The sequence below is a fragment of the Nostoc sp. CENA543 genome (genome assembly GCF_002896875.1).
Taxonomy (GTDB): Bacteria; Cyanobacteriota; Cyanobacteriia; order Cyanobacteriales; family Nostocaceae; genus Trichormus.
In genome coordinates this window covers 6,230,131-6,247,256 of record NZ_CP023278.1, presented here as the reverse complement: position 1 = coordinate 6,247,256, position 17,126 = coordinate 6,230,131, and the positions used below count along the sequence as shown (strand labels likewise).

At 40.5% G+C, this 17,126-nt stretch carries 15 protein-coding genes; 10 read left to right on the top strand and 5 right to left on the bottom strand.

Features of this window, described 5'->3' with window-relative positions; genetic code table 11:
* Window positions 1-30 precede the first annotated feature (30 nt).
* Both CLI64_RS26205 and CLI64_RS26200 read right to left on the bottom strand, forming a co-directional pair.
* On the bottom strand, window positions 31-243 hold the full coding sequence (locus tag CLI64_RS26205; RefSeq protein WP_103139964.1) for a chlorophyll a/b-binding protein: 213 nt from the start codon (window positions 241-243) through the stop codon (window positions 31-33).
* 154 nt (window positions 244-397) lie between these two features.
* Complete coding sequence (locus CLI64_RS26200) at window positions 398-604, bottom strand: chlorophyll a/b-binding protein (protein ID WP_103139963.1); 207 nt, start codon at window positions 602-604, stop codon at window positions 398-400.
* 509 nt (window positions 605-1,113) lie between these two features.
* Between CLI64_RS26200 and CLI64_RS26195 the strand changes: the two genes are divergently transcribed.
* From CLI64_RS26195 to CLI64_RS26185, 3 genes are all read left to right on the top strand, one after another.
* Window positions 1,114-4,236, top strand: coding sequence for a hypothetical protein (locus tag CLI64_RS26195; RefSeq protein WP_103139962.1), 3,123 nt, complete (start codon window positions 1,114-1,116; stop codon window positions 4,234-4,236).
* Between the two features lie 192 nt (window positions 4,237-4,428).
* Entirely contained in the window at window positions 4,429-4,896 is a 468-nt protein-coding gene (locus CLI64_RS26190) for a XisH family protein (RefSeq protein WP_103139961.1), read from the top strand.
* On the top strand, window positions 4,863-5,183 hold the full coding sequence (locus CLI64_RS26185) for a XisI protein (protein ID WP_103139960.1): 321 nt from the start codon (window positions 4,863-4,865) through the stop codon (window positions 5,181-5,183). Before CLI64_RS26190 ends, CLI64_RS26185 begins: the two co-directional genes overlap by 34 nt.
* 39 nt (window positions 5,184-5,222) lie before the next feature.
* Here the strand turns inward: CLI64_RS26185 and CLI64_RS26180 are convergent, their stop codons facing one another.
* A complete protein-coding gene (locus tag CLI64_RS26180) occupies window positions 5,223-7,763 on the bottom strand; it encodes a PAS domain S-box protein (RefSeq protein ID WP_225977433.1) in 2,541 nt (846 codons plus the stop codon).
* Window positions 7,764-8,313: 550 nt separating this feature from the next.
* Between CLI64_RS26180 and CLI64_RS26175 the strand changes: the two genes are divergently transcribed.
* Complete coding sequence (locus CLI64_RS26175; protein ID WP_103139959.1) at window positions 8,314-10,437, top strand: tetratricopeptide repeat protein; 2,124 nt, start codon at window positions 8,314-8,316, stop codon at window positions 10,435-10,437.
* 183 nt (window positions 10,438-10,620) lie between these two features.
* Here the strand turns inward: CLI64_RS26175 and gatC are convergent, their stop codons facing one another.
* Window positions 10,621-10,911, bottom strand: coding sequence for an Asp-tRNA(Asn)/Glu-tRNA(Gln) amidotransferase subunit GatC (gatC, locus tag CLI64_RS26170; protein WP_103139958.1), 291 nt, complete (start codon window positions 10,909-10,911; stop codon window positions 10,621-10,623).
* A gap of 326 nt (window positions 10,912-11,237) precedes the next feature.
* Here gatC and CLI64_RS26165 point away from each other — a divergent pair, with 326 nt between their 5' ends.
* From CLI64_RS26165 to moeB, 3 genes are all read left to right on the top strand, one after another.
* Window positions 11,238-11,687: a Mov34/MPN/PAD-1 family protein gene (locus CLI64_RS26165; RefSeq protein ID WP_103139957.1), complete on the top strand. Its 450-nt coding sequence runs from the start codon at window positions 11,238-11,240 to the stop codon at window positions 11,685-11,687.
* 240 nt (window positions 11,688-11,927) lie between these two features.
* Window positions 11,928-13,178, top strand: a complete 1,251-nt coding sequence (locus tag CLI64_RS26160; RefSeq protein WP_103139956.1) for a tyrosine-type recombinase/integrase — start codon at window positions 11,928-11,930, stop codon at window positions 13,176-13,178.
* A 234-nt stretch (window positions 13,179-13,412) separates the two neighbouring features.
* Window positions 13,413-14,588, top strand: coding sequence for a molybdopterin-synthase adenylyltransferase MoeB (gene moeB / locus CLI64_RS26155; RefSeq protein WP_103139955.1), 1,176 nt, complete (start codon window positions 13,413-13,415; stop codon window positions 14,586-14,588).
* Between the two features lie 93 nt (window positions 14,589-14,681).
* On the opposite strand, the gene CLI64_RS26150 is transcribed toward moeB, so the two are convergent.
* Window positions 14,682-15,065 (bottom strand): hypothetical protein, encoded by a 384-nt coding sequence (locus tag CLI64_RS26150; RefSeq protein WP_103139954.1) that lies wholly within the window; start codon window positions 15,063-15,065, stop codon window positions 14,682-14,684.
* A 128-nt stretch (window positions 15,066-15,193) separates the two neighbouring features.
* Between CLI64_RS26150 and CLI64_RS31320 the strand changes: the two genes are divergently transcribed.
* From CLI64_RS31320 to CLI64_RS26140, 3 genes are all read left to right on the top strand, one after another.
* Window positions 15,194-15,370, top strand: coding sequence for a hypothetical protein (locus tag CLI64_RS31320; protein WP_192881601.1), 177 nt, complete (start codon window positions 15,194-15,196; stop codon window positions 15,368-15,370).
* Window positions 15,371-15,473: 103 nt separating this feature from the next.
* On the top strand, window positions 15,474-15,650 hold the full coding sequence (locus CLI64_RS31315; protein WP_192881599.1) for a hypothetical protein: 177 nt from the start codon (window positions 15,474-15,476) through the stop codon (window positions 15,648-15,650).
* Window positions 15,651-15,982: 332 nt separating this feature from the next.
* The gene (locus tag CLI64_RS26140) at window positions 15,983-17,092 is read left to right on the top strand and encodes a GUN4 domain-containing protein (protein WP_103139952.1); all 1,110 of its coding nucleotides are present in this window, start codon (window positions 15,983-15,985) and stop codon (window positions 17,090-17,092) included.
* Window positions 17,093-17,126 lie beyond the last annotated feature (34 nt).

Genomic DNA, 17,126 nt, shown 5'->3' with positions numbered 1-17,126 from the left:
GGTTAGGGGGTTAGGTCTGGCGTTACTTGATTAATATCCAATCAAATGCAACACATCACGCAGGACACTGTAACCTGCTAAATCCCACAATAAATAGGCGAGAAAACCAATCATTGCTAACCGACCGTTCCAAATTTCTGATTGGGGTGTCCACCCAAACAAAAAGGCGTTGCGGTCTACACCGTTATAAGCATTAGCAACTGGTGGTAAATCTGTAGTAGAACGAGTTTCACGAGTTTCCATTTTAGTCTCCTAATTATTTAGTCTATTTAGGCTGTTTTGCTAACTTTTGTGATTGCTGAATGCACCAACACTACAAAATTTATCAACAGATTCAAACTCAAACACCTGCCAAAATTTAGCTGATTGATTTTGAATTTGGAACTTTGAATTAGTATTAGTAACCAATTAGGTGTAGGACATCGCGGAGGACGCTATAACCTGCTAAATCCCACAATAAGTAGGCGAGAAAGCCAATCATTGCTAACCGACCGTTCCAGATTTCTGATTGGGGTGTCCAACCAAATAAAAAGGCATTGCGATCGCGTCCGTTATACTCTGTAGCAATTGTTGGCAGACTACTACTGGAAGAACGTGTTTCCATTTTTTTACTCCAAACAATTTGTTACTTAACTTAACTTTAGCTAGCGATTAGGTGATTGCTTTCTGTCAATAGATACAATCTCTGCACACTTCTTGCGGACGATTAGTTGTAAGCTTTTTCTAGTATCAAATCCATCTTCTGGAGGTGATGGAAATTATATTTGTAAATAAATGTAAATCTCGGTGTGCAACTGTAATAAAGCCAGTTAATTACTAAAATAAATGATTCCTAGGAAATTCTTAAAAAAACAAGCTTTTTATTCTGAAATATTCAGGTTTATTTAGTTATTATTTGCTCATTTATTGAAAATAAACCCATATAAAAAATAAACTTCTATCTCGCGTCAGATATGCTTTCAATCTTTAGGGAGATGATTTTAGCTGTCAATTTTCAGGATTCTAATAATAACCAAAAATGTAGCCAATACCCATAAAGACATACTTAAACCATCATTGCTACTCACACACTAATTAACCAAATTTTCTAACCGACTAGTGCAAGGACATACAATGTTTTTTCAAAGTACAGATATCATTACGGCACTCTACAAGCCTCTATGGTGGGTGGCACAAGTCCCAATTGATCCTAATCCCTCTAGTGTGTCACCAGCGCAATTATCTTTGTTGACTTCGGGGCCACGCTTTTTTGTGGCTTTACTATCGGGCGTAATTTTAGCCTTTGCTTTCCAATTGGTATTAACTAATCTCTCTGTTGCGGCGGGGATTTCTTATTTGGGTCGTCCCTCTGATTCCGGTAGTGATTCGGAGGGCAGTTTTGGCGGTACAATTCGCAAAATTGGCACGGCTGTAGGACTTTGGACTTTAGTTTCTGTCACCATAGCCTTATTAATTGCCTCATTTCTCTCAGTCAAGTTAAGCCTTTTGGTATTTGACCCCAGATTGGGTGCAATTCTAGGTTTGGTGATTTGGGGTGCGTACTTTCTCTTATTGGTGTGGGTGAGTTCCACTACCGTTGGTTCATTAATTGGTTCGGTAGTTAATACCGCCACCTCTGGCTTTCAGGCGATTATGGGGACAGCTACCGCCGCCTTGGGTGCTAAAGCTGTGAATCAGCAAGTGGTCGCTACAGCTGAAGCCGCCGCCTCTGCGGTACGTCGAGAGTTAGGCAGCGCAATTGACCCTATCAGTATCAGAGAAAACATAGAAGATTATATTGAAAAGCTGCGTCCACCAGAATTAGACGTAACTCATATTCGTCGGGAATTTGAAAATTTACTCCAAGATCCACAACTCAGAGGAATTGCTGCTAGTTCTGATTTGCGTCATATTGACCGCCAAAAGTTTGTGGAATTAGTTAGCAGTCGTACAGACTTATCCAAGCGAGATGTTAACCGCATTGCTGACAGTTTATACAATGTGTGGCAACAGGTTATGGGTCAGCAACAACCAATGCAAGACAGCCTGAGTGAATTGGTAAACTATCTCAAAACTCTCCCAACAGGACAAACTAAAACCGATGAACTAAATGCCAAATTAGACAGGTTAATTGCAGAACTGCGTCCAGGTAAAGGTGAGGAACAAAAGGCAGCCCCAGGGCCAATTCAAAGTACACTACAACAGGGATTATCGGCTTTAACTGGGGTAGTTTTAGGACGGGCTGATTTATCTGATTTGGATGTGGAAACAATTTGGCAGGCTTTGACTACAGCCAAGGAAAAAGCTACAGCCCAAGCTGATAAATTGGGACTACCCACACCTTCGAGACCCTACAGCCCCATTCGCGCTGATGTGGAAAACTATCTACATACTACCTATGCTTGGCAATTGAGTGAAGAAAGAATTGCCGAAGAATTTCGGGATGTGATCTACGATCCAGCAGCCGACTCTGGAACAGTGCGGCGGGAAATAGAAAGACTCTCTCGCGAAGATTTTGCGAATATTCTTCAAGATAGGGGATTACTCACCCAAAGCCAAATTCAACATATTAGCGATCGCCTAGAAGCAGTCCGTCAAGAAGTATTATTACTGGTGACGGCGGAGGAAGAACGGGAAATATCTCAGGACTTAGAACGGCGAGTCGAGAGTTATTTACTAGTGACAGCTAAGGCTGATTTGACTCCAGAGGGAATTGAACGGGATTTTAAACCCCTGATTACAGACCCTGATGCAGACTATGAAACCATTTCTAGACGGTTGGCGATTCTTGACCGTCACGAAATGCAAAAAATCTTGCTGCAACGTAATGACCTTCAGTTTTATGAAATTGAGCGCGTTTTGGATGAAATCGACAAACAACGCGATCGCGCTTTGATAGAATCCAAAAACCTCGCAGAACAAGCCAAATATCAAGCTGAAACTCTCTGGTTAAATATCGAATCATATCTGCGTAACACCGATAAAGCCGAGTTAAACCCTGATGCCATTCGGGCTGACCTGAAAACCTTACTCGCCGACCCCCAAGCAGGTATTGCCGCCATCCGCGCTAGGTTGTCTCGGTTTGACCGTGATACCTTAGTAACATTACTGAGTCAACGGCAAGATATCAGCGAGGAACAAGCACAGCAAATTATCAACACAGTAGAAGACTCTTGGCACAGCATTCGCCATACACCCCAAGCCGTAGTTGACAAAGCCAAAGCACAATATGATTCTGTAACTACCACCATTGCCGATTACTTACGCAACACAGGTAAAACAGAACTCAACCCCGAAGGAATTCAACGGGACTTAAATCGACTGTTTGAAAATCCCAGTGAAGGGGTTGTGGCTTTGCGGCGGCGGTTGTCCCAAGTAGACAGAGATACCTTAGTGAAATTATTGAGTCAGCGTCAAGACTTGAGTGAAACCCAAGTTAATGAAGTCATTGACTCTGTGCAAACTTCCATTCGCAATATCGTGCGCGCACCCCGTCGCCTTGCTACCCGCACCCAACAAAGAGTGCAGAACTTCCAAACTTATCTGGAATCATATTTACGGTACACTGGCAAGGAAGAATTGAACCCAGAAGGCATCAAGCGGGATATACAATTACTTTTGCATGACCCAGCTGTGGGGATGGAAAGTTTAAGCGATCGCTTGTCACATTTCGACCGTTCTACAATTATCGCCCTGTTGAAAATTCGGGAAGACCTCAGTGACCAAGAAGCAGCACAAATTGCCGATAATATCATCGGTGTGCGTGATCAATTTGTGGAACAAGTGCGGAGTATTCAACGCCGGATTCAAGATGTGATTGACGGAATTTTTGCCAGAATTCGTAACTATCTCAATTCCTTAGAGCGTCCCGAACTCAACTATGATGGGATTAAACATGATATCCGTATAGTATTTGAAGACCCGCAGGCAGGATTTGAAGCGTTACGTGATCGCCTCTCATCCTTCAATCGTGAAACTCTCGTAGCCATCATGAGTTCCCGTGAAGATATTTCCGAAGCCGATGCTAATCGGATTATCGACCAAATTGAACGCGCCCGGAACACAGTCCTGCAACGTGCTGAACGCCTACAACACGAAGCCCAACGCCGTTTAGAAGAAGTCAAACACCAAGCCCAAAGACAAGCCGAAGAAACCCGCAAAGCCGCCGCTTCCGCCGCTTGGTGGTTATTCGCCACAGCAGTAGTATCTGCCATTTTCGCTGCTTTCGGAGGCGCGATCGCTGTTGTCTGGGTGTAGGTACTAAAATTGTCTCCGCTTAACGTCTTAGCCTCCTAAATATGGGAGGCTTTTCTATATAAACTGCAAGGGATTTACCAGGGACTTCCAGAAAATCAATTATCCAAATTACTTAGTTGATATTCTCTGTATCTCCCCTGTCCCCTATCTACAAAGTGATAGGATATTTTTTAAGTTAAAAACCTCTAATTGATGCCACCAAGAGATAATATCCATACCATTGTTAAACAAGCTATTATTAAAGATGGCTGGGAAATTACAGATGATCCCTTTGTCATATCTTATGGAGAACGATTTTTATTTGTAGATTTAGCGGCTAACGAAAGCTATATTTCAACGCAATTACCAGCAAAATTGATTGGGGCTAAACGTCAAAATAGTAGAATTGCAATTGAAATTAAAGAATTTCGAGGTCGGTCTGCGATCGCTGATTTAGAACAAGCGATTGGTCAATACATTCTCTATCAGCTATTACTCAATCAAGTAGATCCGGATCGTGTAATATATCTAGCAATTACAGATATCACCTATGAAGAAATATTCAGCGAACCAATTGGTCAACTTGTAATTAGTGAATTGCCCATGAGATTGCTAATCGTAGATACAGAGAAGGTAGAGGTTAAGCAATGGATACCAACACGAATTATCAGAACATCGTAAAACAAGTCATGCAAAAATATGCTAGACTCCGTCCTTCTCATGGAGAAATTAGACTAGAAACGGTATTTGATGACGTTCAAAGTCGTTATGCACTCATGCAGGTAGGATGGGACAGAGGAAGAAGAGTTAGAGGAAATTTAATTTATGCGACTATTCAAGATGGCAAAGTTTGGATTGAATATGATGGCATAGAAACTGGTATTACTCAAGATTTAATTAATCAAGGAATTCCAGAAGGAGATATTGTTTTAGCTTTTTTACAACAACAGGCTGTAACTTCTAGATGACAAAGAAAAAACACAGGAATAGAGAATCACAACTAATGACTAATGACTAATGACTAAACTAGCGATCGCTTCAATTAAAGCATCAGGATCGACAGGCTTAGATATGTGCATTTGAAATCCCGCCGTCATTGCTTGCTGTTGATTGATTTCTCCAGCATAAGCCGTCAGAGCGATCGCGGGAATAGTTCCGCCAAGTTCTGGTGGTAGTTGTCTTAATTGTCGCATCAACATATAACCATCTACTTCCGGCATCCCGATATCACTGATTAAAATATCTGGTAATGACTCAGATAGTTTTTCTAAAGCCTCGTGTGCTGACTTGACGGCGGTTACTTCAATGCCATAGTCTTCCAAAATAAAACTGACCAAATCTCTGATATCTGGTTCGTCATCTATTACCAAAACCTTTTTACCTGTCAGTATTGAAGACGGATGGTGAGTTGATAACGGTTGTTCTTCTTCATAACTCATGGGTTCATGTTTGTGTATCAGTGGTAAGTTGACTCTAAAGGTAGCACCCATTCCTTCCCCTGGACTAAATGCTTGCACACTCCCTCTGTGTAATTCTACAACTTGACGTGCGATCGCTAGTCCTAAACCTAAACCGCCAAATTTTCTGGTAGTGGTACTGTCAGCTTGGCGAAAGTAATCAAACACATAAGGAAGAAAAGCCGGTGCAATACCCTTACCTGTGTCACTGACTTGAATTTGCACTTGGTGATTCACTTCTGTGAGGTGAATGTTCACCCTACCACCAGGGGGTGTAAACTTCACAGCATTAGATAGTAAATTCCAGATTACCTGTTGCAGTCGATTGGGATCACCCATGACTTGACCTAAATTATGGTCAAGAACTGTCTCAATGAGAATAGACTTAGCCTCTGCTGCTAGTCGCACTGTTTCCACCGCCGCTTCCACTACCATGACTATACTGACTGGACACAAATTTAATGTCAATTTACCTTGTAGGATGCGGGAAACATCTAATAAATCTTCAATTAGTTGCGTTTGTAGTTTAGCATTGCGTTCGATGGTTTCTAGGGCTTGGTCAATAGTAGACTGATTAAACTGGCGGGAACGGAGTAATTTTGACCAACCTAAAATCGGATTGAGTGGTGTTCTGAGTTCGTGGGAAAGAACCGCTAAAAATTCATCTTTGATGCGGTTAGCAACCTCTGCTTCTTGGCGTGCTAATCTTTCTTGATGTAGTAAGCGATCGCGTTCTTGTTCTGCTTGCTTGCGTTGACTAATATCCAGCACAAACGCCACTCCTCTATCTTGGGAGTCATTGAGTAAAGCTATCCCTAACACCACTGCTACCCGTTTACCATCGTTGTGAATATATTCCTTTTCGTAAATTTGGGAAACACCATGAGTTTTAACTTGGGCGATCGCGCGATCGTCTAAATGACTATACTCAGGTGGGGTAAGTTCTCGCCAATCAATGCTACCCAAAGCGGCGAATTCTTCACGGGTATAGCCAGCCAATTTTAAATAAGCATCATTGGCCTCGGTAATCAAGCCATCAACAGTCCAAAAAGCCACCCCAATTAAATTAGATTCAAACAACCGCCGGAATCTAGCCTCACTGTGGCGTAAGGATTGTTCAATTTGCTTGTGCGCTGTAATGTTACGCGAAACCGTAATCACACCCTCAATACTTTGGTCAGCTTTACGTAGTGGAGTCAGAATATATTCATAGTATTGAGTCCCGTTTGCTGTGACATACGTACACTCATCTTTAATTGGTATACCCGTTGCGATGACCGTTTGAGATTGACTCTCTACTTTTTCTATGAGTTCTGGTGGTAAATCTAATTCTCTCACATTCTTTCCCACCATCTCTTCTGGACGCAAACCTAATACCGCCGCACCACCGTGACTAACGTACTGATATTCACCTGTACGATTAAAAATAAAAATGTGATCTACTGAAGTAGTAAGAATAGCATTTAAGATATTGGCTTGTTCTTGAATTTTGTTCACTAAATTCTGTGTATTTGCTGCTACTTGTTTACTTTCAGTAATATCCATACAAGTTCCAATCATCCTGATCGCTTGTCCCTGGTGATCAAAGAAAAATTTTCCCTTAGATGCAATCCAATGTACCGTTTGATCAGGCCAAACTATACGAAATTCATCACTATAAGGTGTTTTTTCTGCTTGAGTTTGGGCAATTTTCTGTATAACTCTTTCTCTATCTTCGCTATATAAACAAGCTAAAAAAGCATCACAAGTCCCATCAAAACTACCAGGAATTAAACCAAACAAAAGTTCATGATTTTCAGACCAGATAACTTTTTGAGTCGGGATATGCCAATCCCAAAAGCCCATATTTGCAGCTTCTAAAGCCAGTCTCAGCCGTTCTTCACTTTCTGGTTGTAATTCCTGACTAGCAACTCCACCATTAATTAATTGTAAAGGTGGCTGAACTCCGGTAGCTTTGATTTGTGCCTCAAGTAATGCTTGTCTGCGCTGATATTGTTTTTCTAATTTTTTTAATCTAGTAATTTTTTCTCGTATAGATATCAATTCTTGAGATAACTGACAGCCAATTTGGTCAACATTGGGTATTGACATAGGAAAATCCAAATCATAATGCGATATCAGTTTGGAGACATCGCATAAATCTGATTGAGTATGATTTTTCTACTATTAAAAATCAATCTCTCATCAGATATATAAAAAAACACTACTAAGGGATTAGGATGCCACGAAGCAAGTATCTAAAGTTAGATAAGTAGAACAAGGTAAATAATTAAAAGTTTATAGTCAAAACTTTAGTTCTCTCTAGTGAGACACTACGCGAACAGAAAAGGACTAAAGTCCTTACTACGAACTGAATTCATATTATTTTTACATTAATTAACATGGTTTGTTGTTTTCCGTCGTTCTATTGAGTTAAGATGTTACACCCATAAGTTGCATAATTTAATTAGTCGATAAAAGCTGTAAACTCTCTCCCTTGCGCCCTGCCCCCTGCCCCCTTGCAAATATTAATATGCAATTTAAAAGTACAACAGCTTATTCAGTTTCTCTCCTGCTGTCTCTGCTTTCCTCCCATGCCCAATATCCCAAACCTATGGCAAGATTGGAATCAGATTGCAATGCACTTGACTAGGTACACTGGATGCTAGGAAACACACTTGTGGGAAGATACCAAATTATTAGCCACTTGGGAGGAGGGGGATTTGGTGAAACTTTTGTGGCTTGTGATACCCATTTGCCTGGTTCACCTAAGTGTGTTGTGAAAAAACTCCAACCCCAGTCGAAAGATCCTCATACTTTAGGAATTGCAAGGCGATTATTTGATACAGAAGCCCAGGTACTCTATAAATTAGGCAAACACGATCGCATTCCGCAACTTTTGGCTTACTTTGAGGATAACGCGGAGTTTTATCTAGTACAGGAGTTGATTCCAGGGTACAATCTCTCCCAAGAAATCGCCACAGGACTTACCTATTCTCAAGCGGAAGTCACCGCACTGTTAGCAGAAATTCTGACCATTTTGGAATTTGTGCATGAGCAAAATGTCATTCACCGTGATATCAACCCCCGTAATATTTTACGGCGTGAGGATGGTAAATTAGTTTTGATTGATTTTGGTGCGGTGAAACAAATTACAACCCAAATCATCAATACCGCAGGTGAACCGAAATCCACTGTAGTTATTGGGACACCTGGATATATTCCTGGTGAACAAGCACAAGGTAATCCCAAATTTAGCAGTGATATCTATGCAGTGGGAATACTTGCTATTCAAGCACTCACAGGTTTATCAGCTTTGCAAATTGAGCAAGATCCCGAAACTAATGAAATTATCTGGCGTAATCAAGCTACAGTTTCCTCAGACTTTGCTAACTTGATTGATAAAATGGTTTGTTATGATTTTCGTCAACGTTATTCCACAGCTACGTCCGCTTTATCTGCACTTAAGGAATTAACCCAATCAGTATCTAATACTTTACCTGTAACCCCTACTCTACCACCCCAGAAAACATCTTTTTTTTCGCATCGAAAAGGTATATTCCTGAAAATTTTATTTGCAATTTTATTAACGGGTTTAACTGGTGTAGCTGCAACCTATGTAATTAATAATGTCAATATTAATAATGCCATAGAACTTTCTAAACAAGGTAACACATTATTTGAATTGCAACGCTATCAAGATGCTCTGAATGCTTATCGCCAAGCCACCACCATGAAACCAGATTATCCACAAGCTTGGTATGGACAAGCTAGAACTCTGGCGAAATTAGAGAAATATCAAGAAGCATTGACAGCCTATGATAAAGCTATTCAAATTTTACCAGATTACCCAGAAGCTTGGAGTGGTAGAGGTTTTGCCTTACAAAAATTACAGCGACACCAAGAAGCGATCGCCTCTTTTGATAAGGCTTTAAAACTTAATCAAAATTCTCCCGAAATCTGGAGTGCTAAGGGTGAAACCTTCAGTATATTAAAACAGTATGATAATGCTATTAATGCTTATAATAAGGCGTTAGAATTAAAAGCAGACGATTATGTGACTTGGTATAATAAGGGTTTAGCCCTCCAAAATTTAAAACAATATGATGAAGCGATCGCAGCTTATAATAAAGCCGTAGAAATCAAACCTAATTATGTTAGTGCTTGGTACAATTTAGGCAATTCTCAAGTTAACTTGAGACGTTATGAAGATGCCATTAAAGCCTATGATAAAGCGGTACAATATAACGCCAATTATGAAGCAGCTTGGTTATCAAAAGGGAATAGCTTAATTACCTTACAACGTTATCCAGAAGCAATTGAAACATTTAACCAAATCTTGAAAATCAACTCTAATAATTATCAAGCTTGGTATGGTAAAGGCTGGTCATTACATCAAAACCAAAATTACACCGAAGCCATAGAAGCTTATAATCGAGCCGCCAAAATTCAACCCAAGAATTATCAAGTTTGGTATAGTTTAGGCAACTCTCAATATAACTTACAAAAATACGAAGATGCGATCGCATCCTATAGCCAAGCCGTACGCTACAAACCCAATCATTACGAAAGCTGGTATAGTCGCGGTAACGCCTTGTATAGTTTGCAACGTTACAAAGAAGCGATCGCATCCTATGATCAAGCAATAAAATACAAGCCAAACGACCAGCCCGCAATCAGAGCGCGCAATGAAGCACAATTACAACTAGATGCTGCCACACCCCAGCCTATAGTATTACCCACTATGCCCACTCCGCAGTTTACGATGCCTACACCGGAGGGTTGAGGGGTGTGGGGAATTGGGCATTGGGCATGGGGCATTGGGCATTGGGCATGGGAGACAAGGTAGACGAAGTAATGAGTAATGAGTAATGAGTAATGAGTGCTGTTAGCGGTAGCGCGGCGTTTAGCCGATGCTGAGTGCTGACTAATGACTAATGACTAATGACTAATGACTAATGACTAATGACTATTCCACATTCAAAATTTTTGGTACTTTAAAGAAATCGCCTTCTTGCTCTGGTGCATTGTTGAGAATAGCTTCTCTTTCAGGATAGGGCTGTAATTCATCTTCTCTTGTCACGTTGCTGACATCAATAGCCCGTGTTGTAGGCGGAACATTGGTGACATCCAACTCACTCAACTGCTCTACATATTCCAAAATACTACCTAGCTGAGTAGTAAATTGTTGTTCTTCTTCGGGAGTTAATTCTAAACGCGCCAGCAAAGCAACTTTACGAACTTGTTCCTGATCAATCATGATTAATTTCAGCGTTGAGGGTGAATGGTTGATATTTGACGTCAGTTCGATGACCTCTCCCCAACCCCTCTCCGCATCGGAGAGGGGCTTAAATATCTTTTAAAGATCAAGGAGAAAAAAGTTTTTAAGCCTCTCTCCTTGCAGGGGAGCCAGTGCGTTGCGGGGGTTTCCCCAGTTGTAGCAACTGGCGTGAGAGGTTTGGAGAGGGGTTTTTAAAATTTGTCGAACTCACGTAATATTTAGTAGTCATATTAAAGCGAAAACCACGGTAACGCCAACCGATGGCATAATTATTTCTCGGCAAAGTCAATGTCATACTTCCACCAGTGATTAAACTGCTCCCAGAACACTTACAAACCATTCAACGTCACGCTGAAAGCACTTACCCAGAGGAGTGTTGTGGGTTAATTTTAGGCTATGTCATTGGGAGTGTGAAAACTGTAGTTGAGGTGATACCCACAGCCAATGTTTGGAATAGCGAAGCAGAAAAATTTGCTGAGAATAGTAACACCCACAGCACCGAACGAAGATATGCGATCGCTCCCGAAATCATGTTACAAGTACAAAAATCAGCACGGGAGCGTGCCTTAAATATCATTAGTATCTATCATTCTCATCCCAATTATCCCGCCGTTCCCTCAGAATGCGATCGCTTGTATGCTTGGCCAGGATATTCATACATCATAGTTTCCGTTCAAAACGGTGTAGCCAGTGAAATCAACAGTTGGACTCTTGACGAAAATCATCAATTTCAAACCGAGATAATTCAGCACTAGAGGCTAGCAATGGAGACTAAGAAGACTTTCCCAATGCCCCATGCCCCATATTCCTGATAACATAATCTCAATACTTAAAATAAAACACAGACATCATTTTTCGATACAATCAATATTCCGCGCGTCTTCATTCAAACTGCTATGCTTAATCCCAATCTGGATTTAAAAAATAATAATAATCAATTAAAAACCTTTGCCATACAATAACTACTGTATTCTAATACTAGAAAAATACTAGCAATGTACAGTAAGCAAGAATCCAGCAAGCAAACAGATGTGAGGTTAGGAGTTGACAAAGGTTCTCTACGATTGCAGTTTAACAGTCGTGTCTCTCAACAGTTTTACGGAAAAAGACAAAAATATATAGGACTGGGAAGAAGTGATACAAATGATAATAGAAATTGGGCTGAAGGAATAACACGACGAATTCAAAAAGATATTGATTACCAGAATGGTATTAATTTTGACCCTACTTTAAACAAGTATCTTGAACTCAAGAGCAATGTTGTAAATCTTCCAGGTAGCCTTCCAATTCCTACACTTAAAGAACTTTGGGAAGAGTATGTAAATTGGAAGGTTGACACCAAGCAGATATCAAACGGTACACGCATAGGAAGATATGAAGGAAGTTTTGTTTACTTGCTAAAAAACTATTTAAATAAACCACTTACAGAAGAATTAGCCCAAACAATAATAGATGATCTGTGTGCTAGACGCACTAATTCTGATTCAATTGGTAAACTATTTAGTGCTTTAAGTTCAATGTCCCAAAGAGCCATAAATAACGGCACACTAAAAAAAGATTATTTTGCAGAAATAAAGAAATTTTATAAACCACAAAAAAAGTCAAAACAACTACAGGAAGAAGAAGATTGTAGAGCATATACAATCAAAGAAAGGAATTTGATCATCAACTCTTTTTATTCTTCTCAAAAACCATCATTCAGACAATTAGCAGAATTAATAGAATTTCTATTTCTTACAGGTTGTAGACCTGGAGAAGCTTTTGCTCTTGAGTGGAGACATATTAATTTAGACAAGGGCTGGATACGTTTTGAAGATGCTTATAGTTCTGTTAGCAAAGAAATTAAAGAAACAAAAACTAATGTTATTCGCATCTTTAAGTTCAAGAAAAATTCTCGTTTAGCTATGTTAATAGATAGGTTGAACACAGCTAATAAGAACTGTTCTGGTACAGATTTGTTGTTTACAAAACTAAATGGTAAACGAGTTTCATTAGATACCTTAGCTGGAGTTTGGGATAAAAAATACAGTGAAGGAAGAGTTTATAACGGAATTGTCACAACATTAGTTAATGAGGGGAAACTTCAATATCTTAAACCCTACTCAACTCGACACACCTTTATCAGTATTCAAGCTAATAATGGTACAGACCTAGCATTATTAGCTGATGTTTGTGGAACAAGTGTAGATAAGATAATGAAACATTATTTACAACCAGATAAGCAAAGAGAATTAGCGGATATATAACTTTTGTGTGAGTGAGTTGGGTTATCGTCACTGGTCGGAATGGAAAGGGTGAGGTTAAGGGTACAAGCTTAAAATGCGTAAGGTTAGGGGTCAAAGATGTGCTACCTAGTAGTAAACTAGAATATTACTAGCCAAAAAGCTACGACACAAAGCGTTTAAAACTGCTTTAATGCTTAAATTACTATTTTGGTACTAGAAATACTAGATTAAACGCTGAAAGTATTGGTATACGATATGTCGCTTAATCCCAATCTGGATGAGATCCAGTTGACCAAAGATGATTACGAACGCTACTCTCGTCACCTAATTTTGCCAGAGGTGGGAGTAGATGGGCAAAAACGCCTGAAAGCTGCCAGTGTATTATGTATCGGTACAGGTGGGCTAGGTTCACCACTACTGTTATATTTAGCAGCCGCAGGTATCGGTCGCATCGGTATTGTTGACTTCGATGTTGTAGATACTTCCAACCTCCAGCGTCAAGTTATTCATGGGACATCCTGGGTAGGTAAACCCAAAATTGAATCTGCAAAAAACCGCATTCATGAGATTAACCCCTATTGTCAGGTGGATCTCTACGAAACTCGCTTAAGTTCCGAAAATGCCCTAGATATCGTGAAAGATTACGATATCGTGGTGGATGGCACAGATAATTTCCCCACCAGATATCTAGTTAACGATGCTTGCGTATTGTTAAACAAACCCAACGTTTACGGTTCAATCTTCCGCTTTGAAGGACAAGCAACAGTATTTAACTACGAAGGTGGGCCGAACTACCGCGACTTATACCCAGAACCACCACCACCAGGAATGGTTCCTTCCTGTGCAGAAGGTGGTGTATTAGGGATTCTGCCAGGGATTATTGGTGTCATTCAAGCCACAGAAACCGTCAAAATTATTCTGGGGAATGGCAATACATTAAGCGGCAGATTGTTGCTGTACAATGCCCTAGATATGAAATTCCGAGAGTTAAAACTGCGTCCCAACCCAGTGCGCCCAGTAATTGAAAAGCTGATAGACTACGAACAATTTTGCGGTATTCCCCAAGCCAAAGCAGCCGAGGCGCAACAGCAGCAAGATATTCAAGAAATGACTGTAACTCAGTTGAAGGAATTACTTGATAGTGGTGCAAAGGATTTTGTGCTACTAGATGTGCGTAACCCCAACGAGTACGACATTGCCAAAATTCCTGGTTCAGTATTAGTACCTTTACCAGAAATTGAAAATGGTAATGGTGTAGCCAAAGTCAAAGAAATACTCAACGGTCATCGCTTAATTGCTCATTGTAAAATGGGCGGGCGATCGGCTAAAGCTCTAGCTATCCTCAAGGATGCGGGAATTGTCGGTACAAATGTTAAAGGTGGTATCACCGCTTGGAGTCGGGAAGTAGATCCTTCCGTTCCTGAATACTAAATGGGGAATTGGTGCAGGGGGCAGGGGGCAAGGGGGCGAAAAATTCCCCATTTCTCCCTGCACCCTGCCCTCTACCTCTTATGTCCCCAGTCCCTACTGAATCTCTAACAAACTGATTGCCCGTTCTAGATGATCTTTAGCATTGTATAAGGCGATTAATTTTTGCTGACCATACTTTTCAGGATGATTAATTGATTTACCTTCCAGGGAAATTCTGATGAGTGCGGACTGTTCTGTAGTGGGTGTTCCCATTTCTTCTAATGCACTACCTACCGCTTGATAACTAACAAAAGTAGGGAATTTTAAGCCTCTGCCATCTTCTAGTTGCTTTAATGCTAGTGCAGGAAAAGCCATTAAGGTTGTGATGTATGCGGTCTTGTAACCTGGATTCCCTGTTGGTTTTAATCCATAGCGGTTACAAAGCATTTTTAGTTGGGGAATGGTTAACAGTTCTAGTTCAGTGCGACTAAAAAGCATAAAATAAGTATTGCCCTTTGTAAAAGTGGTATCGGTGGTGTACCAGTTTCCAGCTTGTTACCACCACCGTTTAAAAACTCTATACCGTTGGTTTCATCGGATTCAAGCGTTATTTATATTTCTATACAATGTCAAACCGCAAAGGTAAACCAGAAAATTTCGGTAATCAACCAAGTAAAGAATTAACAGAACAATTAAGTTTCCGTGTCACTAAAGACATGAAAGATGCGGTGAAAGCACAAGAAGATCCTCCAGAGTTTTGCAGGAGGGCAATACAGAAGGCTTTAGATGAAGAATCTGGTTAAAAGTTATACTCAAGAAAATTTTTCTGGCTTGATTGCATTATTGATTCAATAATGTAGATTGATAGGCGCATCGATTAGATTTATTTTTAAATTTCTTGGGATAATGTCAAACCCTAAAGGTAAACCAGAGAATTTTGGAAATCAGGAGAGTAGAGAGTTAACAGACAACCTAAGTTTTCGCGTCACTAAAGAGATGAAAGACGCAGTGAAGGCAAAAGATGATCCTTCGGAATTTTGCAGGAGGGCAATACAGAAGGCTTTAGATGAAGAATCTAGTTAAAAGTTATACTAAATAAAATTTTTTCGGCTTGACTGAATGTGGGTTCGATCCCCCTAAATCCCCCTTAAAAAGGGGGACTTTGATTTTTTTCTTGTTCCCCCCTTTTTTCAAGGGGGGTTAGGGGGGATCAAAACGATACTGGGTCAGATGTTAATACTTGTGTTTACACGTAGCCTTGCAGGGGAGAATTACCCTGTGGGTAGGCTTACGCCATCATAAGAGAAGCAAGTTATGGAGAGGGGTCTTTAGTTTCCAAACATCCTCGCAGGGAAATTAGGCAAAAACACTATAATTTAACCTAAGCCTAATTTATCCTACTCCTGAGCGCGAAAATGTCAGAGGTATCTTTCAAGCTTTTCTTTTCTTACTCTCACAAGGATGAAACTCTACGGGATGAATTAGCTAAACACCTGACTATATTAGAATATCAGCGTGTAATATCAAGCTGGCATGACCGCAAGATACTACCTGGGCAAGAATGGGATCATCAAATTAACGACAATTTAAATACAGCCGACATTATTCTGTTGCTTGTCAGTTCCGACTTCCTTTTTTCTAGGTATTGTTGGGATGTGGAAGTTAAAAGGGCAATAGAACGCCATGACAAAGGTGAAGCTTGTGTAATTCCGGTGATTTTGCGGAGTGTTGATTGGGCTGGCGCGCCATTTGCTAGATTACAAGCTTTACCTAAAAATGCTAAACCTGTCAAATCTTGGACTGATCAAGATGAGGCTTTTACAGATGTAGCTAGAGGTATCCGCGCTGTGGTGGAAGAACTTAAGCAGAAACGCCAACGCAAACGGGAAGAGACTGAGAGACAAAGACAGGAAACTGAGGCTTTACGAAGACAAAGAGAACAGGAAGAAGCAGAAAAGCTAAAGCGAGAACAACAGGCTGAAATACGACGACAAGAAGCCGAAAGACTAAAACGCGAACAAGAAGAAGCGGAAAAACTACGTCAAAATGAATTAGCCTCAGAAAAAGGTGTAGATTATACGAAATTGCGCGACCTACTAGCAGCAAAAAAATGGAAGGAAGCAGACTATGAAACCTATCTGGTAATGCTTCAGGTAGTAGGGCGTAAGGATGGAGATTGGATTAGAAGTGAAGAATTATTAAACTTTCCCTGTACTGACCTCCGTACCATTGACCGCCTGTGGGTAAAATATAGCAATGGACATTTTGGCTTCAGTGTTCAAAAAGAAATCTACTTAAGCGTTGGTGGTAAACCAGACGGTCAGTATTACAAAGAAGCCTGGGAAAAATTTGGCGATCGCGTAGGATGGAGAGTGAAAGGAAACTGGATAGATTATAGTCAAGTAACTTTTGATACATTCTTCTCTAGAGGACACCTCCCGTTATTGGCTAGGGGGGGGTTGGTAGGGTTAGGGGGCGTTAAGTGGGGTGTTCTTTTCTCTCGCATCCAGACTTGTAAACTGTAACATCTAAAACAATTCGCAATTCGCAGTTCGCAAT

Excerpts from the sequence above, each read along its gene's own strand:
- CLI64_RS26205 (WP_103139964.1), bottom strand. The coding sequence starts at position 243 with ATGGAAACTCGTGAAACTCGTTCTACTACAGATTTACCACCAGTTGCT.
- CLI64_RS26200 (WP_103139963.1), bottom strand. The coding sequence starts at position 604 with ATGGAAACACGTTCTTCCAGTAGTAGTCTGCCAACAATTGCTACAGAG.
- CLI64_RS26195 (WP_103139962.1), top strand. The coding sequence starts at position 1,114 with ATGTTTTTTCAAAGTACAGATATCATTACGGCACTCTACAAGCCTCTA.
- CLI64_RS26190 (WP_103139961.1), top strand. The coding sequence starts at position 4,429 with ATGCCACCAAGAGATAATATCCATACCATTGTTAAACAAGCTATTATT.
- CLI64_RS26185 (WP_103139960.1), top strand. The coding sequence starts at position 4,863 with ATGGATACCAACACGAATTATCAGAACATCGTAAAACAAGTCATGCAA.
- CLI64_RS26180 (WP_225977433.1), bottom strand. The coding sequence starts at position 7,763 with ATGTCAATACCCAATGTTGACCAAATTGGCTGTCAGTTATCTCAAGAA.
- CLI64_RS26175 (WP_103139959.1), top strand. The coding sequence starts at position 8,314 with ATGCTAGGAAACACACTTGTGGGAAGATACCAAATTATTAGCCACTTG.
- gatC (WP_103139958.1), bottom strand. The coding sequence starts at position 10,911 with ATGATTGATCAGGAACAAGTTCGTAAAGTTGCTTTGCTGGCGCGTTTA.
- CLI64_RS26160 (WP_103139956.1), top strand. The coding sequence starts at position 11,928 with ATGTACAGTAAGCAAGAATCCAGCAAGCAAACAGATGTGAGGTTAGGA.
- moeB (WP_103139955.1), top strand. The coding sequence starts at position 13,413 with ATGTCGCTTAATCCCAATCTGGATGAGATCCAGTTGACCAAAGATGAT.
- CLI64_RS26150 (WP_103139954.1), bottom strand. The coding sequence starts at position 15,065 with ATGCTTTTTAGTCGCACTGAACTAGAACTGTTAACCATTCCCCAACTA.
- CLI64_RS31320 (WP_192881601.1), top strand. The coding sequence starts at position 15,194 with ATGTCAAACCGCAAAGGTAAACCAGAAAATTTCGGTAATCAACCAAGT.
- CLI64_RS31315 (WP_192881599.1), top strand. The coding sequence starts at position 15,474 with ATGTCAAACCCTAAAGGTAAACCAGAGAATTTTGGAAATCAGGAGAGT.
- CLI64_RS26140 (WP_103139952.1), top strand. The coding sequence starts at position 15,983 with ATGTCAGAGGTATCTTTCAAGCTTTTCTTTTCTTACTCTCACAAGGAT.